Below are 24,763 nucleotides of genomic sequence, written 5' to 3'. Positions count from 1 at the left end.
GCTCAGTGCTCGGGCCGAAACTCGAAACCTCCAAGGTTGCGGCAGCGGCCACCATTGATTTCCCGCAGCTGAGCTTGCAGGTGCAGGCACCAGATTTGCGGATCATCGGCCAGCTCATAGCCGTGCAGGGTGAGACTTTCAACGATGGTGTCGAGGATCGACTCAGCCACAAAGGGACCATGAAACGGGCCCTGGGCTTTGATGGCAGAAGGTTGTTCGCCGGCCATTCCGGCGGCGAAGAGTAAGGTCCACATGCCCGTATCCCCCGCCAATGGGCGGATGGCACACTCGATACGGGTCACAAGGCCCAGGCATTGACGGGTGAGGCAGAGGTTGCGCGACATGGCGGCGACCCTCGGTAGATCCGGTATTCAGCCCCCACGGGAGGGCTGTCTCGATCCAGTGATTACTGTCGATATCCTTGAGCTGAGAATAGAAGAAAAGTTTGACTAGCACGTCAAGTGAGACCAGAAGGCGCCGAATGGTCATTGTGTGAATATTGACGCCAGACTGATGGCACTTTTTTGTGATTCACCCAAGTCAAATGTGGGAGCGAGCTTGCTCGCGATGAGGCACTGACATTCAACATCTCTGTTGGCTGACAGTCCGCTATCGCGAGCAAGCTCGCTCCCACAGGGGATTGAGGCGACCTCAGGTTTGTATCAAGCCGGTTTGGCCTCGACCAGTGCTTCTTGCGCAGCTTCTTTCTCGGCTTCCTTGAGGTCTTCTTCGCTGATCATTTCTGCGATGACCCGCAAGCGTTCCACCACCCGCGCGTTAACGCTGCCTTCAGGGAACTGGCCATCGGCGTCCGGCGCACCGGCTGGCTCGCCGACCAACAGGCTCAAGGCTTCATCAGCCTGGCGCACAGCGTAGACGTGGAACTGCCCCGCGCGCACCGCCGTCAGCACTTTTTCGTCGAGCATCAGCGTGGCAACGTTGGCGTGGGGAATGATTGCTCCCTGCTCACCGGTCAGCCCGCGGGCTTCGCAGAGCCGGAAGAAGCCTTCGATCTTCTCGTTGACCCCGCCCACCGCCTGCACTTCACCGAACTGGTTGATCGAGCCGGTGATCGCAAAACACTGCTTGAGCGGGGTTTTCGACAGCGCCGAAATCAGCGTGCAAGCCTCGCCCAGCGATGCACTATCCCCATCGACGTAACCGTAGGACTGCTCAAGGGCAATACTCGCGGAAATCGCCAGTGGGAATTCCTGGGCGTATCGGCTGCCCAGATACCCCGTGAGGATCATCACGCCTTTGGAGTGAATGGGCTGACCGAGGTTGACCTCGCGCTCGATATCGACGATGCCGCTACCGCCCGGATAGACCGTGGCGGAAATCCGCGCCGGCACACCGAACGCCGAGTCGCCGACCTCCAGCACTGTCAGCCCGTTGCATTTGCCCACCGCCGCGCCATCCGTGTCGATCAGGATGATCCCGGCCAGCATGTCATCGAGAATCCGCGCCGAGACACGCCCGGTCCGCGTGGCCTTGGCCTTGAGCGCACGTTCGATGTGCCCCGCGTCGGTCATTTCGTCACTGGCCAGTTGGCGAATGAAATCCGCCTCGCTGACCAGTTGGAACAGATCACCGATCCGCGCCGACAAACGCCCCTGGTGCTCAGCCAGGCGAGCACTGTAAGTCGCCAGACGCGCCACCGCATCGGCGGTCAGCGGCGCCATGCCTTCTTCGGAAGTGCGGGTTTTGAGTAACTGGGCGAACTGCTCCAGGCTTTCGTCGACCATCGGAATGTCTTCGTCGAAGTCCACCAGGACGCGGAACATCTCCTGGAAGTCCGGATCGAGGTCCTGCAGCGTGTAGTAGAGCTGTCGGGCGCCAATGATGACGACTTTGACCTGCAACGGAATATGTTGCGGAGTAAGGGTCACGGTGGCGAAACGGCCCATCTCGCCCAGCGGCGATTCCATTTTCAATTTGCGCGATTGCAGCGCGCGTTTGAGCGCATCCCACACGAACGGCTCGCTGAGCATTTTTTCTGCTTCAAGAATCAGGAAGCCGCCGTTGGCGCGGTGCAGCGCACCCGGACGCAACTGTCGATACGTGGTGTAGAGCGCGCCCTGATCGGTGGTGTACTCGATGCGGCCGAACAGGTTTTCGTAAGTCGGGTGCGGCTCAAAGACCACTGGCGCACCGCCGCTGAACGGATGACCGACCACCAGGCTCGGCGCGTATTGCTCTTCCAGCAGCTTGCGGGCGATGGCGTCCGTCTTGCTGTCGTCCACCAGTTGCTCGACCACGGTCTTGAGCAAGTACACCTGCATGGCTTGCAGGTAACCGCAGACCGCCGCGTTTTCCGCATACTTCTCCGACAACGGAGAAAGCAAGGGCTGCAAGGCCAGGGTGATGGTTTCTTCGTTGAGCTGGCGCAGTAGATTGCTCGACTCACGCTTCCACTGCGGCAGGCTGGCGAGTTCTTCGTTCAGCCGCTCTTCCAGCCATGAAATGTCGTCGTGAAAACGCTCGCGATCGGCTTCCGGCAACTGGGCAAATTCGGCTTCGTCCACGGCTTTGCCTTCGCTCATCGGCGTAAAGGCGATATTGGTGCTGTCGCGGTACAGCGCAACGTCCTTCTCCAGCGCCAGGCGCTCGATCACGTCCAGCGCCTTGTCGTAACGCTGGTTGAAGGCGCGGTCGATGGCGCTTTTCTTCTGCTGGTAGGACGGGTGCTCGAACACGGCCGGAAAAGTCGCCAGCAGGTTGTCGATCAAGCCGTTGATGTCATCGATAAAGGCGCCGGCGGTGCCCGATGGCAATTCCAGGGCACGAGGTTCGCGAGGATCATCGAAATTGTTGACGTAGACCCAGTCCGCCGGGGTCTGCAGGCGTTTGCCTTCGGCTTTCAGGTAGCGTTTGACGAACGAAAACCGGCCGGTGCCGGGCTCGCCCATGACGAATACGTTGTAACCGGGGCGTGGCATCGCCACACCGAACTGCAAGGCTTCGACCGCACGTTCCTGGCCAAGCACACCGCGGAAGGGCTCCAAATCATTGGTGGTAGAGAAGCTGAACTGTTCAGCGGAAAACGGACGGGTCAGCGCTTCGGGCGCTAGACGCAAGCTGGCAGCAACAGGATCAGGCATCGGGCTTCCTTACATCAGGCGGGGCAGATAGCGGCATTCTGGCGCTGCCCATACCTCACTTGCAAGGCGCGCCTCTAGCCAAAGCATAGACAAAGCGGCATCCCTAGGTGGGCCGGGGCCAAATCAATGTTTTCAACGAATGTTTTGCAAAAAATCACGGAACCCCGGGATCGTGCCTAAACTCCAAACTGCGCGGCTGGATTAATAACTGGCCCACTGGCGCCGGATTGGGCCAGACCCCTTGTCCATTGGTATGCACATAAAGAGAACAAAGCTATGAAACGGATTCTTCTCGGTACTCTCTTCACCGCTGTATCCATCAACGCCATGGCTCAGGCGCCAGGCGGCCCGGATTGCGGTTGGGGCAACATGCTGTTCGAAGGTCAGCGTGGCACCCCGGCTCACTTCCTGGCATCCACCACCAACGGCACGTCCGGCAACGCAACGTTCGGTATGACCTCTGGTACCAACGGTTGCTCGACCAATGCGTCGCTGACCTATGGCGGCAAATCCTGGATTGCCATGAATGGCATGATGAACGAGCTGTCTGAAGACATGGCTAAAGGTCAGGGCGAAGCGCTGACCACTTACGCTGTGGTACTGGGCGTGGCGCCGGAAGACCGTGCGCATTTCGCCGCCGTCACTCATGAGCACTTCCAGCAGATCTTCAGCAAGGCTGATGTGACCGCTGACGACGTGCATACCAACACCCTGGCCGTTCTGAAGAGCGATCCTCGTCTGGCCAAGTACGCCACTCAAGCTTAAGCTCGACGCGCCCGTTCCTTTCGGGGAACGGGTTTTATTTTTTGAACCTGACCCTCTTTGGGTAATGTCATTCAACTGTAGGAGCTGTCGAGTGAAACGAGGCTGCGATCTTTGCTTTTAAAGATCAAAGGATCGCAGCCTCGTTTCACTCGACAGCTCCTACAGACAAATGGCATCAACCGCGCTGGGTCTTTGTTTCTTTCGACTTAAGTTGCCCACTATGCTCAAACGCCTTGCCTGGCTGGCGCTCTGTGTCTGCGCCCCGCTGTCTGCCACGCCCAAAATCGACAATCAACGTTTGCAGCAACTGGCCAACGACCCCTTCTGGATTTCCCTGGGTCACTACGAAACCGCCAAACTCGGCGGCTGGCGCAGCTATGTCAGCGACAAGAAATTCTTCCTCGCCGCCGACGGCAATGAACATCCTGACCGTGAACTAACGGCGACCGTGCAAGCGCTGTACGCCCCGGCCAGTGCCGGCGAAAAACATGCGCAATGCGTCTACCCCGCGCGCACCCGCTGGCTGAAGGCACAACTCAACCTGAGCGATCTGCCGGAGCTTCCCTGCACTGAATTCAAGCAATGGTTCAAGGATGTTTCGCCTCACAGTGCGGTAATGATTTTTCCGGCGGCCTATCTGAACAGCCCGTCATCGATGTTCGGCCACACGCTGCTGCGCATCGACCAGGCCAATGTGCAGAGCGATCAAACCGCCCTGCTCAGTTATGCGATCAACTTCGGCGCGTACATTGAAGGTTCCGACAACAGCATCCTGTATGCCTGGAAAGGCTTGATGGGCGGCTATCCTGGTTTGTTTGCGCTGGTGCCTTATCAGGAAAAGCTCTCGGAATACCGCAGTCTCGAGAATCGCGATCTGTGGGAATATCGCCTGAACCTGACCCAGGCAGAAACCGAACGCATGGTCGAGCACGTCTGGGAGCTAAAGCAGATCCAGTTCGACTATTTTTTCTTCGACGAAAACTGCTCTTATCGTCTGCTGGAATTGCTGCAAGTAGCCCGCCCGAACCTGCGATTGACCGAACAGTTCCCGCTGACCGCAATTCCTACCGACACCGTCAAGGCGGTGAAAGAAGCCGGATTGGTGGAATCCATTCAGTATCGACCGTCTCGCGAACGTGAACTGCTGAGCCGCGCCGAGCCGTTGACCCATTCAGAACAGGAATGGGTGCTGAAAGTCAGCGCCGACCAGAAGCAGTTGCAGGAACCGGCGTTCAAGGCTCAACCCAAGGATCGCCAGGCGCTGATCATCGACGCAGCCTATCGCCTGGAGCGCTACCGCGCCAACGGCCAGGAGCGTGATCCGCAACGGGCGCAGCGCAGTTTCGAACTTCTGCGGGCGATCAACCAGAACCCCGCGCCGGAACTGGACATCCCGCAACCCGGCCTGCCTGAGGACGGCCATGAATCGCGCACCTGGCAGGCCGGCATCGGCACTCGAAGCGACAAGGCGTTTGGCGAGTATGGCCTGCGCATGGCGTATCACGACCTCAACGACAACGCCGAGAGCTTTCCCCTCGGCGCGCAGATTGAAATCCTGCAAATGAAACTGCGCCAGTACGAAGGCAATCACTGGCAGTTGCAGCAATTGGACCTGGCGACCATCCGCTCCCTGACCCCGCGCAATGAATTGCTGCAACCACTCTCGTGGCAAGTTACCGGCGGCCTGGAGCGCGTGCCGGGCAAGCATGACGACGAAACCCTGGTCAGCCACGTCAATGGTGGTGGCGGCGGGACCTGGCAACTGGGCGACGACATGCTCGGCTTTGCTTTGGGCACCGTGCGCATTGAACACAACAACGACTTTGCCGGCTTCATCGCCCCGGCGGCGGGCTTCAACAGCGGTTTGCTGTGGAAAAACCCGTTGGGTAACCTCAGCCTGGAAGCCAAGGGCGATTTTTTCACCAATGGCGAAGTGCGCCGTAGCGTGAGTCTGAATCAGCAGTGGGAATTGTCGCGCAACCTGGGTTTGCGCCTGAGTGCCCAGCGAGAATTCAGCCACCTGGCTTCGCCCGAGAACGAAGTGATGCTTGAGGTGAAGTGGTATCACTACTAGCTCGAAAGCACCGCAATTCCCATGTGGTTTTGTAGTGTTGAATGGATTTTTCACAGTCCTTCCACAAACGCCTCACGATCCCGCTTCTAGACTTCCCCTATTGGCCGTTGAACGGTCTGGGAGTCTGAGATGTGGCGTTGCGTGGGTGTGGTGGGTTTGCTGATGTTGATCGCGGGTTGCCAGACGACCCACGAGGATTTGATCGCCAAGGGTTATCCACCGGCATTCGCCGATGGCTTCGATGACGGTTGCAGCAGTGGCCGGCAAGCGGCGGGGGCAATCACCGGAGAGTTTCGTAAAAACGTTCCGCGTTACCTCAAGGACAAGCAGTACGCCGAGGGCTGGAGCGATGGCTTCCGTCAGTGTCAGGCAATGCGCGAAAGCGAGGACCGTGAGAATTATCGCAGCCACCATTGGGACGAGCGCGAAAAAGCCTGGCAGCAGCAGAAGGATCAGGACGCCGCTCGTGCTTTTCGCTCGCAATAAGTCGCTGACAGATATCTGTCGAAACTAAAAGCCTGCGACCATGGCCCAAACCCTATAACGGGAGAACACCATGAGTCGTGCCTTCGTCAATGAAGATAACGCCGCCGCGCAAGCCGATCAGCCCGTCGAACGGCAGGTCAGTGCGCAGCCCAATTACGTCACGCCCGCCGGGCTTGCGCAGCTTCAGGCGAAACTTGCCGAGGTGCAAAACCTGCTCAATGAGCAAAGTGCGAAAGGTGAACTGGCCGACAAGCAGCGCCAGGCTGACCTCGAGCGTGACTGGCGGTATTTCAATCAACGACTGCAAAGCGCCCAGTTAGTCATCCCGGCCTCCTCGACCGACAAGGTACAGATTGGCGGCTGGGTGACGTTCTCCGATGAACAGGGCAACGAACAACGCGTGCAGTTGGTGGGCGAGGATCAGGCGGATGCCGCCAGCGGATTGATCAACTGGGGCTCGCCGCTGGGGCGGGCGTTGTTGGGCGTGCAGGTGGGGGATGAAGTGCTGTGGAAGCGGCCGGCGGGGGACTTGGTGATTGAGGTTTTGGGCATAGAAATTGGGTGAGCTTGAAGGCGCCATCGTCGGAACGCCGCCCGGAGCAAGCTCGCTCCCACAGTAGATCTTCAGTGGACTCCGGATTTGTAGTCAACACCAACCCCTGTGGGAGCGAGCTTGCTCGCGATAGGCGCACCTCGGTGTAACTGAAAAACCAAAAAAAACGGAGCCCCGAAGGCTAATGCCGATCAGTTAAGGAACGACACAATCCGTAGCAGCTGGCGAAGCCTGCGTTCGTCTGCGCAGCAGTCGTAAAACCTGGGTTTGCGGTCTTCCTGAAACACCGCATCGTCTGATTTCACGACTGCTGCGCAGCCGAACGCAGCCTTCGGCAGCTGCTACAAGGAAGTGCGTTGCAGCTGAAATTGCTTAACTGACTGGCATTAGCCCCGAAGGCTCCGTTCTTTCATGCAACCAACCTGAAATCAGGCCAGTTTCTTGTGCCGTACACGATGCGGCTGAGTCGCGGCTTCGCCCAGGCGTTTGCGGCGATCGGCTTCGTACTCGGAGTAGTTACCTTCGAAGAACACCGCTTGCGAGTCGTCTTCGTACGCCAGGATGTGAGTCGCGACGCGGTCAAGGAACCACCGATCGTGAGAGATCACAATGGCAGCGCCCGGGAAGTCCAGCAGGGCTTCTTCCAGGGAACGCAGGGTTTCAACGTCGAGGTCGTTGGACGGTTCATCGAGCAGCAGGACGTTGCCGCCCTCTTTCAAGGTCAGCGCCAGGTGCAAGCGACCGCGCTCACCACCGGACAGGTCCTTGACGAACTTCTGCTGATCGCCGCCCTTGAAGTTGAAGCGACCGACGTAGGTGCGCGACGGGATCTCGTAGTTGCCGATGCGGATCTGGTCGGAACCGTCGGAGATTTGCTGGAACACAGTCTTGCTGCCGTCCAGGTCTTCGCGGCTCTGATCGACGCACGCCAGTTGCACGGTTTCGCCGACTTCGATGCTGCCCGAATCCGGCGTTTCCTTGCCCATCAGCATGCGGAACAGGGTCGATTTACCGGCACCGTTACCGCCGATCACGCCAACGATGGCGCCTTTAGGCATGGAGAACGACAGGTTGTCGATCAGCACGCGATCGCCATAACCCTTGGAAACGTTCTTGAATTCGATGACCTTGTCGCCCAGGCGTGGACCGGCCGGGATGTAGATCTCGTTGGTTTCGCTGCGCTTCTGGAATTCCTGCGATTGCATTTCTTCGAAGCGTTGCAGACGAGCCTTGGATTTGGACTGGCGGGCCTTGGCGCCTTTGCGCACCCATTCCAGTTCTTCCTTCATGGCTTTTTCGTGGGCCGACTGCTGCTTGGATTCGGCAGCCAGACGATCGGACTTGGCTTCAAGCCAACCCGAATAGTTGCCCTCGTACGGGATACCGGCGCCGCGGTCGAGCTCGAGAATCCAGCCAGCGACGTTGTCCAGGAAGTAACGGTCGTGCGTGATCGCGACCACAGTGCCCGGGAAATCGTGCAGGAAGTGCTCCAGCCAGGCGACGGAATCGGCGTCCAGGTGGTTGGTTGGTTCGTCGAGCAACAGCATGTCCGGAGCAGACAGCAGCAGGCGGCACAGGGCCACACGACGCTTCTCACCACCGGACAGGAATTCAACCTTGGCATCCCAGGCCGGCAGACGCAGCGCATCGGCGGCGACTTCCAGTTGGCGATCCAGGTTGTGACCGTCGCTGGCCTGCAGGATGGCTTCGAGCTTGGCCTGTTCGGCGGCCAGTTTGTCGAAGTCGGCATCCTCATCAGCGTAAGCCGCGTAGACCTCGTCCAGGCGAGCCTGGGCGTTCTTGATCACGCTGACCGCTTCCTCGACCACTTCACGCACGGTCTTGGTCGGGTCCAGGATCGGTTCTTGCGGCAGATAGCCGATGTTCAGGTCCGGCATCGGACGGGCTTCGCCGTCGAACTCGGTTTCAACGCCCGCCATGATTTTCAACAGGGTGGATTTACCCGAACCGTTAAGGCCGAGTACGCCAATCTTGGCGCCCGGGAAGAACGACAGCGAAATGTTTTTCAGGATTTCCCGCTTCGGCGGAACAACTTTACCCAGCCGATGCATGGTGAATACGTATTGAGCCATGGAGAACCTAGGGTCAGTGACTGATGAATGATTGGAGCGCAGGCGATGCCTGGCCAGGCTGTGCGCGTCGGCCGATTGATAGCTATCAATACGTGCGCGCTGAAAAAGCCTGATTATAGGGGGCGTTCTCAATTAGTTTCCACGCCGCGTTGTCGCCTTAAAGCGGGCCAGGCAAGGCGCAGGCCGCTGGGAATGGTTGTTCCCTTTCCAAGGCCTGCAACGCAGTCTGGCCCGCTTTAAGGCACAACCCAAAGGGCCGGGCCTGCTGTTGTGCAGGGCTGCGTTGCTCGAAGCTTATTTGGAATGACCAAACCACGCTTCTCGCGCCTTGCCCTGCACAACAGCAGGCGCGGCGCGGCGCGGAAACTAATTGAGAATGCCCCCTAGAGCTGGAACGCCCCCGCGTAACCGGCAAAGCTACCTTAATGACGAGAGGCAGTCCAGCCGAGCGGGACTGGCACTTTGCCACAACTCAGGGCATGCTAGCCGCCCTCCGGGCGTCCGGCTTATAGTGCACGTCGCGCCAGTCCAGCCAAACCGCAGGATTACAGTTTGTCTAATGTCTCTCCCCCTTCTTCCGTGAGCGCACTCAATCCTGCGACCGGCTCACCCCTGCGTGGGTCCTTGAAGGGCGCGCTGGCGGCGCTCGTCCTGTTGTTGCTCGCGCTGCTGTTCTGGCAGTTGCTGGATCAGTTGCGCGATACCCAACAACACCAGCGTCAGTACACCATCGACTACACCGCCGATCTGGCCTCGCAAGTCAGCCTGAACATGGCGCTCAACGCCCAGATCGCCCTCAACCTGCTACCGATCGTCGAACAACCGCAAAGCGCCGACGAACAGCAGGCGCTGTTGCGCAAACTGCAAAAATCCTTGCCCGACCTGCGCAGCCTCGCGTTGCTTAGCCCTTCCGGGAAAGTCCTCACCGACAGCGCCGACAACAGCGACGATGCCGACTACCTGAGCGAACTGGTCCGGCGCAGTCACGCCCAGGCCCATTATTTCAGCAATGCCAATGATGGTTCGGTGGTGCATCTGCTGCTGCATCAAGCCAGCGGTAGCACCCGCGGCTACTGGGTTCTGCGCCTGACGCCGACATTTTTCTCATCGCTGACCAAACAAAACGAAACCGGTATTCGCCCGCTGTGGGTGGTGGAAAACCGCGTCAATCACCAGATCATCAGCCGCGACGATGGGCAGCCTTCGGCCACTCCGGCGGTGATGACACCGGATGAGCTGGCCAACAGCGTGCTGACCGTGCCCCTGAGCAGCAGCGACTGGCAACTGCGCGGGTTGTTCGACCGGCAACGGTTGATCGAACAGCTGCTGCCGGCGTTCATCGGCAAATGCCTTCTGGGCCTGGCCTTCTCCCTGCTGCCGTTCATCGCCCTGCTGAACATGCGCCGCCGCCAACGCCAGGTGCACGAAGGCCGTCGACGCTACCAGGATATTTTCGAAGGCACCGGCGTCGCCCTGTGTGTACTCGACGTGTCCGGGCTCAAAAGCTTCTTCGAAAAGGCTCAGCTGCACAGTAGCGAACACCTGAAGGCCTGGCTCGAGACACCGGAACAACGCCAGCAACTGCTGCAGGAACTGCGCATCACCGAGGTCAACCTGGTCGCCCTGCAACTGCTCAACGTCAACGCTTGCGATCAAGCCTGGAAACTGCTGATCGACGGCAACCCGCAGGACGGCGCCGCCATCGGCTATCAAGTGCTCGACGCGGTGCTCAACCAGCAGAAACAGCTTGAACTGGAAATCAAACTGCAGGACGCCAATGGCCGCGACCAGCACCTGTGGCTGGTCCTGCGTCTGCCGGAAGACCAGGACGACTATAAAGCGGTGATCCTGAGCATCACTGACATCACCAGCCGCAAGCTCGTCGAACTGTCGCTGTTGGAGCGTGAAGGATTCTGGTCCGATGTGGTGCGCACCGTGCCGGATCATCTGTACGTGCAAGATGTGATCAGCCAGCGAATGATTTTCAGCAACCACCACCTGGGCCAGACGCTCGGTTACAACCGTACCGAACTGCACCAGATGGGCGAGTACTTCTGGGAAATTCTGCTGAACCCCGAAGATGCCGACTTCTACCACCGCTCACGCCAAACCCAGCGGCAGGCCGGTTACAGACAATTGATGCAATGCCAGCTGCGCTTTCGCCACCGGGACGGTAAATGGCGGCGCTTCGACATCCGCGAACAGGCGCTGGCGCGGGACAAGCACGATCAGGTCACGCGGATCATCGGCGTGGCCAAGGACATCACCGATCAGATTGAAGCCAGTGAGTCCCTGCGCGACAGCGAGCAGCGTTACCGGATGCTCGCCGAAAGCATCAGCGACGTGATTTTCTCAACCGACAGCAAGATGGCGCTCAACTACGTCAGCCCATCGGTGCAAGCCGTGCTGGGCTACGACGCCGACTGGATTTTCCAGAACGGCTGGCAATCGACCATCGCCAACCCCCAACAACTGACCGGCATTTACAGCCTGATGGACCGGGTCAGCAAAGCGCTGAATAAACCCGACCAACTGGCGATGTTGCGCAGCCAGGTGCAGACCCAACTGTTTTTGTTCGACTGTCTGCGGGCCGACGGGCGCAAGATTCCTATCGAACTGCGGCTGGTGCTGGTCTGGGATGAACACGGTGCATTCGAAGGCGTGCTGGGCGTCGGTCGCGACATCAGCCAGCAACGCCGGGCCGAAAAAGACCTGCGCATGGCCGCGACCGTTTTTGAGCACTCGACCTCGGCGATCCTGATCACCGACCCGGCCGGCTACATCGTCCAGGCTAACGAAGCCTTCAGCCGTGTCAGCGGTTATGCAGTGGAGCAGGTGCTGGACCAGTTGCCGAACATGCTGACCGTTGACGAGGAGCAGGAAGCGCATCTGCGTTATGTGCTCAAGCAATTGCATCAGCACAGCACGTGGGAAGGCGAAGTCTGGCTCAAACGACGCAATGGCGAGCATTACCCGGCCTGGGTCGGGATTACGGCGGTGCTGGATGACGAAGGCGATCTGGCCAGCTACGTGTGCTTCTTCAGCGATATCAGCGAACGCAAGGCCAGTGAACAGCGGATTCACCGCCTCGCCTATTACGACGCCCTGACCCACCTGCCCAACCGCACACTGTTCCAGGATCGCCTGCACACGGCGCTGCAATCGGCCGAACGGCAGAAGTCCTGGGTGGTGCTGATGTTCCTCGACCTGGACCGCTTCAAACCGATCAACGACTCCCTTGGCCACGCCGCCGGCGATCGCATGCTCAAGGAAATGGCCACGCGCCTGCTCGGCTGTGTCGATGATGACGATACTGTGGCGCGCATGGGCGGCGATGAATTCACCTTGCTGCTGCAACCGCGGGCCAACCGTGAAATTGCCTTGAACCGGGCGATTCATGTGGCCGAACAGATTCTCGCCAGCCTGGTGAAACCGTTCGTGCTTGAAGGCCGCGAGTTCTTCGTCACCGCCAGTATCGGCATCGCCCTGAGCCCTCAGGACGGTAACGAACTCAGCCAGCTGATGAAAAACGCCGACACCGCGATGTATCACGCCAAGGAGCGTGGCAAGAACAACTTCCAGTTCTATCAGGCCGATATGAACGCCAGCGCCCTGGAGCGTCTGGAGCTGGAAAGCGACTTGCGTCACGCCCTGGAGCAGGACGAATTCGTCCTCTACTACCAACCGCAGTTCAGCGGCGATGGCAAACGCCTGACCGGCGCTGAAGCCTTGCTGCGCTGGCGCCATCCGCGACGCGGTCTGGTGCCGCCGGGAGACTTCATTCCGGTGCTCGAAGAGCTCGGCCTGGTGGTGGATGTCGGCGACTGGGTGATCAGCGAGGCCTGCCGTCAGCTCAAGACCTGGCATCAGGCCAAGGTCCGGGTACCGAAGGTGTCGGTGAACATCTCGGCCCGGCAGTTCTCCGACGGCCAACTCGGGACGCGGATCGCCACCATCCTCAAGGAAACCGGTCTGCCGCCGGCGTGCCTGGAGCTGGAACTGACCGAAAGTATCCTGATGCGCGAAGTCAGCGAAGCGATGCAGATTCTCGCCGGGCTGAAAAATCTCGGCCTGAGCATTGCGGTCGACGACTTCGGCACCGGTTACTCATCGCTCAACTACCTCAAGCAGTTCCCGATCGACGTGCTGAAAATCGACCGCACCTTCGTCGACGGCCTGCCGTCGGGTGAGCAGGATGCGCAGATTGCCCGCGCGATCATCGCCATGGCCCACAGCCTCAATCTGGCCGTTATCGCCGAGGGCGTGGAAACCCACGAGCAACTCGACTTCCTGCGTGAGCATGGTTGCGACGAGGTTCAGGGGTATCTGTTCGGGCGGCCGATGCCGGCGAGCCGGTTTGAGGCGCAGTTCAGCAATGATGCGTTGTTCATGTTCGACTGAATCTTCAGCGCTGCTGATGGCCCTATCGCGAGCAAGCTCGCTCCCACAGGGGAACGCATTCCAAATGTGGGAGCGAGCTTGCTCGCGATGAGGCCGGCATGATCACCGCTGATCTCGTCATGAAGCCCACTTGTCTGCGACATGATGTCCTTTCATATGCCATCTAAAACCCATTGGGTTAGAATGCCCCCCTTTTCTGCCCCGATCCTTGAGGACCGCCATGTTCAGCCGTGATTTGACTATTGCCAAGTACGACGCCGATCTCTTTGCCGCCATGGAGCAAGAAGCTCAGCGCCAGGAAGAGCACATTGAGCTGATCGCTTCGGAAAACTACACCAGCCCTGCGGTCATGGAAGCTCAAGGCTCGGTACTGACCAACAAGTACGCCGAAGGCTACCCGGGCAAGCGCTACTACGGTGGTTGCGAGTTCGTCGACGTGGTCGAGCAACTGGCCATCGACCGTGCAAAAGAACTGTTCGGCGCCGATTACGCCAACGTTCAGCCGCACGCCGGTTCGCAAGCCAACAGCGCCGTTTACCTGGCTCTGCTGCAAGCGGGCGACACCATCCTGGGCATGAGCCTGGCGCACGGCGGTCACTTGACCCACGGTGCCAGCGTTTCCTCCTCCGGCAAGCTGTACAACGCCGTTCAATACGGCATCGACGGCAACGGCCTGATCGACTACGACGAAGTCGAGCGTCTGGCGGTTGAGCACAAGCCGAAAATGATCGTGGCCGGTTTCTCTGCCTACTCGCAGATCCTGGACTTCCCGCGTTTCCGCGAAATCGCTGACAAGGTTGGCGCCTATCTGTTCGTCGACATGGCCCACGTGGCCGGTCTGGTTGCCGCTGGCGTCTACCCGAACCCGGTTCCTTTCGCTGACGTCGTGACCACCACCACGCACAAGACCCTGCGCGGTCCACGTGGCGGCCTGATCCTGGCTCGCGCCAACGCCGACATCGAGAAGAAGCTGAACTCCGCGGTATTCCCGGGCGCCCAGGGTGGCCCGCTGGAGCACGTGATCGCCGCCAAAGCGATCTGCTTCAAGGAAGCCCTGCAGCCTGAGTTCAAGACCTACCAGCAACAAGTGGTGAAGAACGCCAAGGCCATGGCCGGTGTGTTCATCGAGCGCGGTTTCGACGTGGTGTCGGGCGGTACTGAAAACCACCTGTTCCTGCTGTCGCTGATCAAGCAGGAAATCTCCGGTAAAGACGCCGACGCCGCTCTGGGCAAAGCGTTCATCACCGTGAACAAGAACTCCGTGCCAAACGATCCACGCTCCCCGTTCGTCACCTCCGGTCTGCGCTTCGGTACTCCGGCCGTGACCACTCGTGGCTTCAAGGAAGCAGAGTGCAAAGAACTGGCCGGCTGGATCTGCGACATCCTGGCGGATCTGAACAACGAAGCGGTGATCGACGCCGTTCGTGAGAAGGTCAAGGCCATCTGCAAGAAACTGCCGGTATACGGCGCTTAATTGCCCCGCAAACCGCAGCAATGAAAAAACCGGTCAGTGATGACCGGTTTTTTTTCATCCGTCATAAAGATCAAAAGATCGCAGCCTCCGGCAGCTCCTACAAAAACTGTATACACCCGTGATTTCGCGAACATACGCACCTTTGTAGGAGCTGCCGAAGGCTGCGATCTTTTGATTTTCAACGGGATCAACTCAACCGGTCAGACCGGTCATGCCAATTTTTCTATTTCCACTTGTAATCCTGAAAAAACCCAGCGTAGACTGCGCCTGCACTGGACATACCGGTAAGACCACAATAATTAAGTCCTGAATCTGATGCGCGAAGCGCACGGCAGCCAGGACACCGACCAGGATTCCTCCCATGCTCAGATGGTGCTCGCGTTCAATCTTCCTCCAAGTGGTTCTCGGACTGGTGCTCGGCATCGTCTGCGGGCTGACCCTTCCTGAATACTCCGCCCAGCTCAAACCGCTCGGCGATGGCTTCATCAAACTGATCAAGATGCTCATCGGTCTGATCGTGTTCTGCGTGGTGGTCAGCGGCATCAGCGGTGCCGGCGACCTGAAGAAGGTCGGACGCATCGGCCTGAAATCGGTGATCTACTTCGAAATCCTGACCACCATCGCCCTGGTGATTGGTCTGGTGTTCGCTTTCACCACCGGCATCGGCAGCGGCGCGAACATTCATCTGGATCAGCTTGCCGCTGCCGACATGGGCGACATCGCCCAGCGCGGTCAGCACATGCAAACCACCTCCCAGTTCCTGATGAACCTGATCCCGACCTCGGTAATCGGCGCCTTCGCGGAGAACAACATTCTGCAAGTGCTGCTGTTTTCAGTGCTGTTCGGCAGTGCGCTGAACCTGGTGGGCGAAGCAGCGTCGGGTATTTCCCGGCTGATCAATGAGCTGAGCCACGTGATCTTCCGCATCATGGGCATGATCGTGCGTCTGGCGCCGATCGGCGTGTTCGGCGCCATCGCTTTCACCACCAGCAAATATGGCCTGGATTCGCTGCAGCACCTGGGCAGCCTGGTTGGCCTGTTTTATCTGACCTGTGTGGCGTTTGTGACATTGATTCTCGGCCTGGTGATGCGCCTTTCGGGCCTGAAGATGTGGCCGTTGCTCAAGTACCTGCGCGAAGAACTGCTGATCGTCATGGGCACCGCCTCCTCCGACGCTGTGCTGCCACAAATCATGCGCAAGCTTGAGCATCTGGGCATCGGCAGTTCGACGGTCGGGCTGGTCATTCCAACCGGTTACTCGTTCAACCTGGACGGTTTCTCGATCTACCTGACCCTCGCCATCGTGTTCATCGCCAATGCGACCGGCACGCCGCTGGCCATGACCGACCTGCTGACGATTCTGCTGGTGTCGTTGATCACCTCCAAAGGTGCTCACGGGATTCCTGGCTCGGCGCTGGTGATTCTCGCGGCGACACTGACGGCGATCCCGGCGATTCCGGTGGTCGGCCTGGTGCTGGTATTGGCAGTGGACTGGTTCATGGGCATCGGCCGGGCGCTGACCAACCTGATCGGCAACTGCGTCGCCACCGTGGCCATCGCGCGCTGGGAAAAGGACATCGATATCCAACGGGCGAACAAAGTACTGTCCGGCCATGTGGGTTATACCTTCCAGCCGAGAAAGCCTGTCGGCCCGGCGCATCAGCAGGAATTCTGAATAATCGCCGTGCCTGCCCACGGGCAGGCACGGTCATCAATCGTTTTGGATGCTCATGGAGCGAAAAGTGATCACCACATCAACCGTCGTCAATTCAGTCGTAGAAAAACTCCGGGCCGCTTTGGCCCGTGGTCAGTGGCGCTCCGGCGAGATGCTGCCGGGGCAGCGTGAACTGGCCGAACAACTGGGCATCAGCCGCCCGAGCCTGCGTGAAGCCGTCATCGTGCTGGAAACCCTCGGGCTGGTGCGCTCCATGCCGGGTAAAGGCGTGGTGGTGCTGGAGGCCAATCTCAGCGACAGCCAACGCCACGACAGCGCAGTCGCCGGTGCGAGCCTGGAAGATGTGTTGCAACTGCGCTACACCCTCGAACCGTTCATTGTCGGTTTGGTGGCGCAGTCGATCAGCAGCAAGGAAGTCGGGCAACTGCGCCTGACCCTGATGGACATGCGCGAAGCGCTGGAGGCCAACGACAGCGAAGCCGGGGTAAACGCCTACATCGCGTTCCACGAAGAACTGTTCACGCTGACCTCGAACCCGATTTTCCAGAGTGTGGTGCAACAGACCAGCAACGCCCTCAAGCAAAGCGCCGACGTGCTGCGCAACTCCCCGGAGCATTTGGCTGAGCGCCTTGAGGAGAACGAAGCCGTGGTGCGCGCTATTCGCAGCAAAAACAGCGCCCAGGCCAGCGCCGAGATGCGTCGGCACATCCTTCGGGAAGGCCAGCGGATGGGCATCGAATTGAATATTCCGGACGACAACCTCGTCAGTTGAATCCGCTTCGAACTGGAGACAAGCCATGAACAGCTTCGCCTCACCGCAAACACTCACTGCCCTGCCCTTCCCGCGGACGAACACTGGGAAGCCGTCGGCGGATGATCTCTACTCACGGGTATTCGATGCCATTCTCGAACAGCGCATCGTCCCCGGCAGTCGCTTCACCGAAGAAAGCCTGGGAGACATGTTCGGGGTGAGCCGCAGCAGCATCCGCCAGGTACTGACGCGCCTGTCTCATCAGCAGATCATCATCCTTCGCACCCATCATCGTCCCCGGGTCGCCGCGCCAGATGTCGAGCAAACTCGGCAGACGCTTCACGCCCGGCGACTGACCGAGCTCACGCTGGTGCGGCTGGCCTGTCAGCAGCCTCGCCCACAAGACCTGAATCGTCTGCGCGACTTGATCGACAGCGAGCGCCGGTGTCTGGAGCGCGATCAGCGTGGCCCGGCGATTCGGTTGTCCGGGGAGTTTCATTTGCAGTTGGCCGAAATGGCGGGGAATGCACCTTTGGCGCATTTTCTTGGCAGTTTGGTACCGCTTACTTCATTGGCGATTGCGCAGTTCGATGCGCAGGCCGAGGGTTATTGCGTGTGGCAGGCGCATGAGGGGATTCTGGATGCGGTTGAGCGTGGGGATGCTCGGAAGGCCGAGACACTAATGAGCCGGCATCTGAATCATCTAGAGGCGACATTGCTGAACGCTGGATCGAGATCCAGCCAAGATCGTGCTGCCGGTTAGATCGCTATCGCGAGCAAGCTCGCTCCCACAGGGGAATGCATTCCAAATGTGGGAGCGAGCTTGCTCGCGATGGGCTCATAGCAGACGCCGACAATGCTTCAGGTTGCTGCCACCCGCGCAAACCCCTCACGGATTTTCTCTTCCGGCAAATCATCGGCAATGAACACGATCACGCTTTCGCGCGTTTCATCGTCCGCCCACTCGGTGTCCCAATCGAATCCGTATAACTTCAACACACCCTGAAACACCATGCGCCGCGGCTCGCCAAGGATGTTCAACACGCCTTTGTAGCGCAGCAATTGCTTGCCATGGTCCTCCAGCAGTTCGTTCATGAACTCGCTGAGTTTGTCGATATCCAGCGGCTTTTCGGTGCGCAGCACCAGGCTGGAAATGCGGTCGATGGACGGCGCTTTGCTCACCGGGCGCAGGCTGACGCCGCCGCCAAGGTCGGCATTGAGATTGAAACCGCGCACGTCGAGCAATTCGGCCAGATCGATCTTGCCGTGCTCGACCACGCGGATCGGTGCGCGACGGTTGATGCGGGTCAGGCGCTCGCTGAGGGCGTTGAACGTCGCCTCGTCCACCAGATCGCGCTTGCTCACCAGTAAGCGGTCGGCGAAACCGATCTGCGCCTGGGCGATGGTTTGAGTCAGGTGAATGTCAGCGTGCGCTGCATCGACCAGGGTGATGATGCCGTCGAGGATGTAGCGCTCGCGCAGCTCTTCATCGATGAAGAACGTTTGCGCCACCGGTGCCGGGTCGGCCAGGCCGGTGCATTCGATCACCAGACGGTCGAAGGCGATTTCGCCGCTGTCCAGGCGTTCGAGCAGCAGGTACAAAGCCTTGGTCAGGTCGGTGTGGATGGTGCAGCAGACACAGCCGTTGGACAGCGTCATCACTTGCACCGGTTCGTCGCCCAACAGTTGGGTGTCGATACCGGCGTCACTGAATTCGTTCTCGATCACGGCGATTTTCAGGCCGTGTTCGGCTTTGAGCAGATGGCGCAAGAGCGTGGTTTTTCCCGCGCCGAGAAAGCCGCTGAGGATCGTGACTGGGATGGGAGAGGACAAACTGGATCTCCTTCTACTACACAAAAAAATGGGAGCGGTCCTGTGGGAGCGAGCTTGCTCGCGATGGCATCACCACGGTTTTAACGATAAACCGAGTTGCCTGCATCGCGAGCAAGCTCGCTCCCACAAAAAACCGCCCCACATCACATCTGATAACACGCCGCTAGTAGATCAACAGCACTTCGGCCCACCCTTGCCACCGTAACGAGCTTCTTGGCGTTCCCGAAAGAACATTTCGTAGGTCATCACCGGTTTGTCCGGGTGTTTGGTTTGCATATGCTCGACGTAATTGTCGTAGTCGGGCATGCCGACCATCAGGCGCGCGGCCTGACCGAGGTATTTACCGAGGCGACTCAGGTCATTGAACATGCTGCAATCCTCGATTACGCATCCGGCAGAGCCTGGAATGGCGCTTCTTTATCCGTACGTTCTTTGCTGCCCCAGGCGGAAATACCGACCTTGAGCGCATAGAACAGGATACTGAATACCACGAACAGGAACAGCGCAGTCAGCGTTGCGTTGGTGTAGGCGTTGAAGATCACGTGCTGCATTTGCGTAATGTCCTTGGCCGGGGCGAGGATCTGACCGTTGGCCAGCGCATCGCTGTACTTCTTGGCCAGCGACAGGAAGCCGATCGCCGGATTGGCATCGAACAGCTTGATGAAGCCGGCGGTGGTGGTGCAGATCAGCAGCCACACGGCGGGCAGCATGGTGACCCAGACATAACGCTGGCGTTTCATTTTGATCAGCACGACGGTGCCGAGCATCAGCGCGATACCGGCCAGCATCTGGTTGGAGATACCGAACAGCGGCCACAAGGTGTTAATGCCACCCAGCGGATCGATCACGCCCTGGTACAGCAACCAACCCCACATCGCCACGCACCCGGCGGTTGCGATCAGGTTGGCGGTCCAGGATTCGGTGCGTTTGAGCGCCGGCACGAAGGAGCCGAGCAAGTCCTGCAGCATGAAACGGCCGGCGCGGGTACCGGCATCGACTGCCGTCAGGATGAACAGCGCTTCGAATAGAATCGCGAAGTGGTACCAGAACGCCATGGTGTTTTCACCCGGCAGGACACTGTGCAGGATCTGCGCGATACCAACCGCCAGGGTCGGCGCACCGCCAGCACGGGCCAGGATCGTGGTTTCACCGATGTCCTTGGCCACCGCTTGCAGCGCTTCCGGGGTGATTGCAAAGCCCCAGCTGCTGACGGTTTGTGCCACGGCCACCACGTCACCGCCGACGACTGCCGCCGGGCTGTTCATGGCGAAATACACGCCCGGCTCGATCACCGAAGCGGCGACCATGGCCATGATGGCGACGAAGGATTCCATCAGCATGCCGCCGTAACCGATGTATCGGGCGTTGACCTCGTTATCCAGCAGCTTCGGTGTGGTGCCAGAGGAGATCAGCGCGTGGAAACCCGAGACCGCACCACAGGCGATGGTGATGAACAGGAACGGGAACAGACCGCCCTTCCACACCGGGCCGGTGCCGTCGATGAACTGGGTCAGTGCCGGCATTTTCAGCTCAGGCATGGTGATCAGGATGCCGATCGCCAACGCCACGATGGTGCCGATTTTCAGGAAGGTCGACAGATAGTCACGCGGCGCCAGAATCAGCCAGACCGGTAACGAGGCGGCCACGAAACCGTAACCGACCAGCATCCACGTAATCTGCACGCCCGTGAAGCTGAACGCCTTGGCCCAGACCGGATCAGCGGCAATCTGCCCGCCGAGCCAGATCGAACCGAGCAGCAGCAACACGCCGACAACGGAGATTTCACCGATGCGACCCGGGCGGATGTAGCGCATGTAAATGCCCATGAACATCGCGATCGGGATGGTCGCCATCACCGTGAAAATACCCCACGGGCTTTCGGCCAGGGCTTTTACAACGATCAGCGCCAGCACCGCGAGGATGATGATCATGATCAGGAAGCAGCCAAACAGCGCGATGGTCCCGGGGATGCGGCCCATTTCTTCACGGACCATGTCGCCCAGGGAACGGCCGTTGCGGCGGGTGGACATGAACAGGACCATGAAGTCCTGAACGGCACCCGCCAGCACCACGCCGGCAATCAGCCACAGCGTCCCGGGCAGGTAACCCATCTGCGCCGCCAGAACCGGACCGACCAGCGGCCCCGCGCCAGCGATGGCGGCGAAGTGGTGACCGAAGAGGATGTGTTTGTTGGTGGGGACGTAGTCCAGACCGTCATTGTTGAGCACGGCGGGGGTGGCCCGTCGCGGGTCGAGCTGCATCACATTGTTAGCGATGAACAGACTGTAGTAACGATACGCAACCAGATAGATGGCCACGGCGGCGACCACAATCCACAAGGCGTTGATCGCCTCGCCTCGGCGCAATGCCACTACCCCTAGGGCGCACGCCCCTACGATTGCCAGCAGCAGCCAGGGTAGGTGGCGTAGCAGGCTATTATTATTTTTCATTTTATGATTCCAGCCAGGGTGGACAAGAAAGACAGCCATCCCGAGTTTAGCGCTAACGGCCGCAAAGGCCATCCCCCGACATGGGTTGAGCCATCACTTTGCTGGCAGCCTTTGACAATGCGGGTCTATAGTCAGCGAACACTTACGAGGATTGCGCCATGAGCGAGCACCCTGCCGATCGCCGCCGCTTCAAACGTATTGCGTTCGATGCCCGAACCGAACTGAGTCAGGGGGAATTCATCTGGCCGGTGAAGTTGATCGACCTGTCACTGAAGGGACTGTTGATCGAAAAGCCCGAACCGTGGCTGGGGAATCGGGAGTGGCATTTCCTGGTGGATATTCATCTCAACGAGGACGTCGCCATCAAGATGGATGTGCAACTGACCCACGATGATCATGGTCAGCTCGGCTTCGTCTGCCGACATATCAGCCTGGAATCCATCGAACGCTTGCGGCGATTGGTTGAACTCAACCTTGGCGATCCGCAGGAGCTGGAGCGGGAGTTGGGTGCACTGATTGAAGTCTGAGGGCCAATCCCCATTCCAATGTGGGAGCGAGCTTGCTCGCGAATGCGGTCTGACATTCAACATTTAAGTCGACTGACATACCGCTTTCGCGAGCAGGCTCGCTCCCACAAGGATTGTGTTCTATCTGGAAGGTTATTCGAACAGAGCGTCCAGCGCCTGCTCCAAACGCGTTACGGCAATAATCTGCAACCCCGGTGGCGCCTCTTTAGGCGCATTGCCCTTGGGCACGATGGCGCGTTTGAAGCCGTGCTTGGCGGCTTCTTTCAAGCGTTCCTGGCCGCTCGGCACCGGGCGTACTTCGCCGGAAAGCCCGACTTCGCCGAACACCAGGAGATCGTGGGGCAGTGGCCGGTTGCGCAAACTGGACATGACCGCCGCCATCAGCGCCAGATCGGAGGCCGTTTCCAGCACCTTCACCCCGCCAACCACGTTGAGAAACACATCCTGATCGTGGGTCGGAATGCCGCCGTGACGGTGCAGCACCGCCAACAACATCGCCAGTCGATTCTGGTCCAGCCCCAGCGTTACCCGACGTGGATTGGCCAGGTGACTGTCGTCCACCAGCGCCTGGACTTCCACCAGCATCGGTCGCGTCCCTTCCCACGTCGCCATGACCACACTGCCCGGCACTTCTTCCTGCGCACGGGTGAGAAAAATCGCCGAAGGGTTGGAGACTTCTTTCAGCCCCTTGTCGGTCATACCGAATACGCCCAGTTCGTTGACGGCGCCGAAACGGTTCTTCACCGCCCGCAGCAAACGCAAGCGCCCATCGGATTCGCCTTCGAAATACAGAACCGTGTCGACCATGTGCTCCAGCACTCGCGGCCCGGCCAATGCACCTTCTTTCGTCACGTGACCGACCAGGAAAATGGCCGTGCCGCTCTGCTTCGCATAGCGCACCAGCAACGCCGCGCTTTCCCTGACCTGGGACACGCCGCCCGGTGCCGATTGCAGCTGCTCGGTGAAGATCGTCTGGATCGAGTCGATCACCATCACCTTGGGCTTTTCCTGCCGGGCGGTGGCGATGATGGTCTCGATGCAGGTTTCGGTCATCACCCGCAGTTGATCCTGAGGCAAGCCGAGACGACGGGCGCGCATGGCCACTTGCTGCTGGGATTCTTCGCCGGTGACGTACAGTGCTGGCATGACTTTGGCGAGGTTGCACAAGGTTTGCAGCAGAATGGTCGATTTGCCGATGCCCGGATCACCGCCGATCAGCACCACCGAGCCGTCTACCAGACCACCGCCCAGCACCCGATCGAGCTCGCTGGACGCTGTGGAAAAACGCGGGATTTCTTCGACGCTGACTTCGGCCAGGGTCTTGATCTGTGCCTGTTGACCGGTCCAGCCGGTGCGACCGCTGGGGGCTGCGGCACCGCCACTCTCAACCATGGTTTCAGTCAGGGTGTTCCAGGCCCCGCACTCGCCGCATTGGCCGGCCCACTTGGGGAAGGTTGAGCCGCACTCGGTGCAGCCGTACATGCGCTTGGCCTTGGCCATCTGAACTCCCGGCAAAAAAACGCGATGATAGCTCAGCTGGAGCGGATCAGTACGCCGAAGTTACCCAGCGAATCTTCGGTAGAAACTTGTTCAGCCCTGGAATACATACACGGCATTACTAACTATGAAAACCTGTACAACGACTCCAAACATATCCAACCCGACATTAGTCTCGCCCCATGAAACAAAAATCAAACCTGTACAAATCCTTGTCATTCAGAACTTGAACGTACAATCCAAGCTAATGGCAATAAAATGGCATTCTCACCATCTAACACAGGGAGTTTGTTTGAGGTGCGAGTCCGTACACCCTGCAAACCATTAACATAAAACTGCATATACCGCACATTGCCCTTGCATCAACCAGTGATGCTAAAGCCCCTACTTTCTATGTTTTTATCCTGCATCTCCCTCCACTCAGCAGAGACGAGCGATCGATGGGTAAAATGTCCTGCGGGCGCGCTGGAGCGCCCTACGTTAAAGCGGCTACCCCGAACAAGAGCAGTGGCAATTTCAAACTTTTTACCGCTGAGAAGGTCGCTAGCCGGCAAGCTGTGTAAGCAGTTGTTTCGAGCAGGATGCATCGTGCTGATTTACACTGCGCTCACCAACCTCATCTGTAACAAGGAAATAACCTATGGGCGTGATAAGTGAGTTCAAGGCCTTCGCGGTCAAAGGTAATGTGGTCGACATGGCCGTCGGTATCATCATTGGCGCCGCCTTCGGCAAGATCGTTTCATCGTTTGTAGGCGACGTGGTCATGCCACCCATTGGCCTGCTGATCGGTGGGGTGGATTTCAGTGACCTGGCCATTACGCTCAAAGCAGCCAACGGGGACATCCCGGCGGTGGCGCTGGCGTACGGTAAATTCATCCAGAGCATGATTGACTTCATCATCGTCGCCTTCGCGATCTTCATGGGCGTCAAAGCCATCAACCGCCTGAAACGCGAAGAGGCCGTTGCGCCAACGCTGCCGCCGGTTCCGACCAAGGAAGAAGAGCTGCTGGAAGAGATCCGCGATCTGCTCAAGGCTCAGAACAACCGGCCCTCAACAGGTCAGTAAAACAAGCAACGGCGCCC

At 59.1% G+C, this 24,763-nt stretch carries 18 protein-coding genes; 11 read left to right on the top strand and 7 right to left on the bottom strand.

The features are described 5' to 3' along the window. Positions 1-2 precede the first annotated feature (2 nt). On the bottom strand, positions 3-344 hold the full coding sequence (locus ACIQU2_RS24815; protein ID WP_347804762.1) for a hypothetical protein: 342 nt from the start codon (positions 342-344) through the stop codon (positions 3-5). Positions 345-662: 318 nt separating this feature from the next. Next, a complete protein-coding gene (locus ACIQU2_RS24810) occupies positions 663-3,101 on the bottom strand; it encodes an AAA family ATPase (protein ID WP_347804763.1) in 2,439 nt (812 codons plus the stop codon). A gap of 276 nt (positions 3,102-3,377) precedes the next feature. Between ACIQU2_RS24810 and ACIQU2_RS24805 the strand changes: the two genes are divergently transcribed. The 4 genes from ACIQU2_RS24805 (at position 3,378) to ACIQU2_RS24790 (ending at position 6,991) form a co-directional block, all read left to right on the top strand. Next, positions 3,378-3,866: a DUF3015 domain-containing protein gene (locus tag ACIQU2_RS24805; protein ID WP_008154254.1), complete on the top strand. Its 489-nt coding sequence runs from the start codon at positions 3,378-3,380 to the stop codon at positions 3,864-3,866. A 220-nt stretch (positions 3,867-4,086) separates the two neighbouring features. Then, positions 4,087-5,940 carry a DUF4105 domain-containing protein gene (locus ACIQU2_RS24800; protein ID WP_403144624.1) on the top strand — a complete coding sequence of 618 codons (1,854 nt, stop codon included), beginning with the start codon at positions 4,087-4,089 and terminating at the stop codon, positions 5,938-5,940. A 129-nt stretch (positions 5,941-6,069) separates the two neighbouring features. Next, positions 6,070-6,426, top strand: coding sequence for a hypothetical protein (locus ACIQU2_RS24795; protein ID WP_403144621.1), 357 nt, complete (start codon positions 6,070-6,072; stop codon positions 6,424-6,426). Between the two features lie 70 nt (positions 6,427-6,496). Continuing rightward, on the top strand, positions 6,497-6,991 hold the full coding sequence (locus ACIQU2_RS24790; RefSeq protein WP_403144618.1) for a GreA/GreB family elongation factor: 495 nt from the start codon (positions 6,497-6,499) through the stop codon (positions 6,989-6,991). 416 nt (positions 6,992-7,407) lie between these two features. Here the strand turns inward: ACIQU2_RS24790 and ettA are convergent, their stop codons facing one another. Further along, positions 7,408-9,072, bottom strand: coding sequence for an energy-dependent translational throttle protein EttA (gene ettA / locus ACIQU2_RS24785; RefSeq protein ID WP_347805734.1), 1,665 nt, complete (start codon positions 9,070-9,072; stop codon positions 7,408-7,410). Between the two features lie 552 nt (positions 9,073-9,624). On the opposite strand from ettA, the gene ACIQU2_RS24780 reads away from it, so the two are divergent. The 5 genes from ACIQU2_RS24780 to ACIQU2_RS24760 all read left to right on the top strand — a co-directional run bounded on the left by ACIQU2_RS24780 (position 9,625) and on the right by ACIQU2_RS24760 (position 18,136). Then, complete coding sequence (locus ACIQU2_RS24780; protein ID WP_403144615.1) at positions 9,625-13,473, top strand: EAL domain-containing protein; 3,849 nt, start codon at positions 9,625-9,627, stop codon at positions 13,471-13,473. Between the two features lie 220 nt (positions 13,474-13,693). Beyond that, entirely contained in the window at positions 13,694-14,947 is a 1,254-nt protein-coding gene (gene glyA, locus ACIQU2_RS24775; protein WP_123367763.1) for a serine hydroxymethyltransferase, read from the top strand. Between the two features lie 361 nt (positions 14,948-15,308). After that, positions 15,309-16,622 (top strand): C4-dicarboxylate transporter DctA, encoded by a 1,314-nt coding sequence (locus ACIQU2_RS24770; RefSeq protein WP_347805736.1) that lies wholly within the window; start codon positions 15,309-15,311, stop codon positions 16,620-16,622. A gap of 67 nt (positions 16,623-16,689) precedes the next feature. Then, positions 16,690-17,394 (top strand): FadR/GntR family transcriptional regulator, encoded by a 705-nt coding sequence (locus ACIQU2_RS24765; protein WP_347805737.1) that lies wholly within the window; start codon positions 16,690-16,692, stop codon positions 17,392-17,394. A gap of 25 nt (positions 17,395-17,419) precedes the next feature. Then, positions 17,420-18,136 (top strand): GntR family transcriptional regulator, encoded by a 717-nt coding sequence (locus ACIQU2_RS24760; protein WP_403144610.1) that lies wholly within the window; start codon positions 17,420-17,422, stop codon positions 18,134-18,136. A gap of 98 nt (positions 18,137-18,234) precedes the next feature. Here the strand turns inward: ACIQU2_RS24760 and yjiA are convergent, their stop codons facing one another. The 3 genes from yjiA to ACIQU2_RS24745 all read right to left on the bottom strand — a co-directional run bounded on the left by yjiA (position 18,235) and on the right by ACIQU2_RS24745 (position 21,656). Continuing rightward, complete coding sequence (yjiA, locus tag ACIQU2_RS24755) at positions 18,235-19,206, bottom strand: GTPase (protein ID WP_403144608.1); 972 nt, start codon at positions 19,204-19,206, stop codon at positions 18,235-18,237. A gap of 171 nt (positions 19,207-19,377) precedes the next feature. After that, positions 19,378-19,575: a YbdD/YjiX family protein gene (locus tag ACIQU2_RS24750; RefSeq protein WP_008154232.1), complete on the bottom strand. Its 198-nt coding sequence runs from the start codon at positions 19,573-19,575 to the stop codon at positions 19,378-19,380. A gap of 14 nt (positions 19,576-19,589) precedes the next feature. After that, positions 19,590-21,656: a carbon starvation CstA family protein gene (locus ACIQU2_RS24745; protein WP_403144605.1), complete on the bottom strand. Its 2,067-nt coding sequence runs from the start codon at positions 21,654-21,656 to the stop codon at positions 19,590-19,592. Positions 21,657-21,814: 158 nt separating this feature from the next. Between ACIQU2_RS24745 and ACIQU2_RS24740 the strand changes: the two genes are divergently transcribed. Beyond that, positions 21,815-22,183: a PilZ domain-containing protein gene (locus ACIQU2_RS24740; RefSeq protein WP_150658218.1), complete on the top strand. Its 369-nt coding sequence runs from the start codon at positions 21,815-21,817 to the stop codon at positions 22,181-22,183. Between the two features lie 132 nt (positions 22,184-22,315). On the opposite strand, the gene radA is transcribed toward ACIQU2_RS24740, so the two are convergent. After that, a complete protein-coding gene (gene radA / locus ACIQU2_RS24735) occupies positions 22,316-23,683 on the bottom strand; it encodes a DNA repair protein RadA (RefSeq protein WP_008149143.1) in 1,368 nt (455 codons plus the stop codon). Between the two features lie 637 nt (positions 23,684-24,320). On the opposite strand from radA, the gene mscL reads away from it, so the two are divergent. Beyond that, positions 24,321-24,746, top strand: a complete 426-nt coding sequence (mscL, locus tag ACIQU2_RS24730; protein WP_403144601.1) for a large-conductance mechanosensitive channel protein MscL — start codon at positions 24,321-24,323, stop codon at positions 24,744-24,746. Positions 24,747-24,763: the final 17 nt, after the last annotated feature.

The sequence above is a fragment of the Pseudomonas sp. NPDC098740 genome (assembly GCF_044760065.1).
GTDB classification, from domain to species: Bacteria; Pseudomonadota; Gammaproteobacteria; order Pseudomonadales; family Pseudomonadaceae; genus Aquipseudomonas; species Aquipseudomonas rossensis.
Note: the sequence above shows the minus strand (reverse complement) of the source record. Positions and strands in the feature narration are given on the sequence as shown.

Bases quoted from the DNA above. Each gene is read 5' to 3' on its own strand.
- ACIQU2_RS24815 (WP_347804762.1), bottom strand. From the start codon at position 344: ATGTCGCGCAACCTCTGCCTCACCCGTCAATGCCTGGGCCTTGTGACC.
- ACIQU2_RS24810 (WP_347804763.1), bottom strand. From the start codon at position 3,101: ATGCCTGATCCTGTTGCTGCCAGCTTGCGTCTAGCGCCCGAAGCGCTG.
- ACIQU2_RS24805 (WP_008154254.1), top strand. From the start codon at position 3,378: ATGAAACGGATTCTTCTCGGTACTCTCTTCACCGCTGTATCCATCAAC.
- ACIQU2_RS24800 (WP_403144624.1), top strand. From the start codon at position 4,087: ATGCTCAAACGCCTTGCCTGGCTGGCGCTCTGTGTCTGCGCCCCGCTG.
- ACIQU2_RS24795 (WP_403144621.1), top strand. From the start codon at position 6,070: ATGTGGCGTTGCGTGGGTGTGGTGGGTTTGCTGATGTTGATCGCGGGT.
- ACIQU2_RS24790 (WP_403144618.1), top strand. From the start codon at position 6,497: ATGAGTCGTGCCTTCGTCAATGAAGATAACGCCGCCGCGCAAGCCGAT.
- ettA (WP_347805734.1), bottom strand. From the start codon at position 9,072: ATGGCTCAATACGTATTCACCATGCATCGGCTGGGTAAAGTTGTTCCG.
- glyA (WP_123367763.1), top strand. From the start codon at position 13,694: ATGTTCAGCCGTGATTTGACTATTGCCAAGTACGACGCCGATCTCTTT.
- ACIQU2_RS24770 (WP_347805736.1), top strand. From the start codon at position 15,309: ATGCTCAGATGGTGCTCGCGTTCAATCTTCCTCCAAGTGGTTCTCGGA.
- ACIQU2_RS24760 (WP_403144610.1), top strand. From the start codon at position 17,420: ATGAACAGCTTCGCCTCACCGCAAACACTCACTGCCCTGCCCTTCCCG.
- ACIQU2_RS24750 (WP_008154232.1), bottom strand. From the start codon at position 19,575: ATGTTCAATGACCTGAGTCGCCTCGGTAAATACCTCGGTCAGGCCGCG.
- ACIQU2_RS24745 (WP_403144605.1), bottom strand. From the start codon at position 21,656: ATGAAAAATAATAATAGCCTGCTACGCCACCTACCCTGGCTGCTGCTG.
- ACIQU2_RS24740 (WP_150658218.1), top strand. From the start codon at position 21,815: ATGAGCGAGCACCCTGCCGATCGCCGCCGCTTCAAACGTATTGCGTTC.
- radA (WP_008149143.1), bottom strand. From the start codon at position 23,683: ATGGCCAAGGCCAAGCGCATGTACGGCTGCACCGAGTGCGGCTCAACC.
- mscL (WP_403144601.1), top strand. From the start codon at position 24,321: ATGGGCGTGATAAGTGAGTTCAAGGCCTTCGCGGTCAAAGGTAATGTG.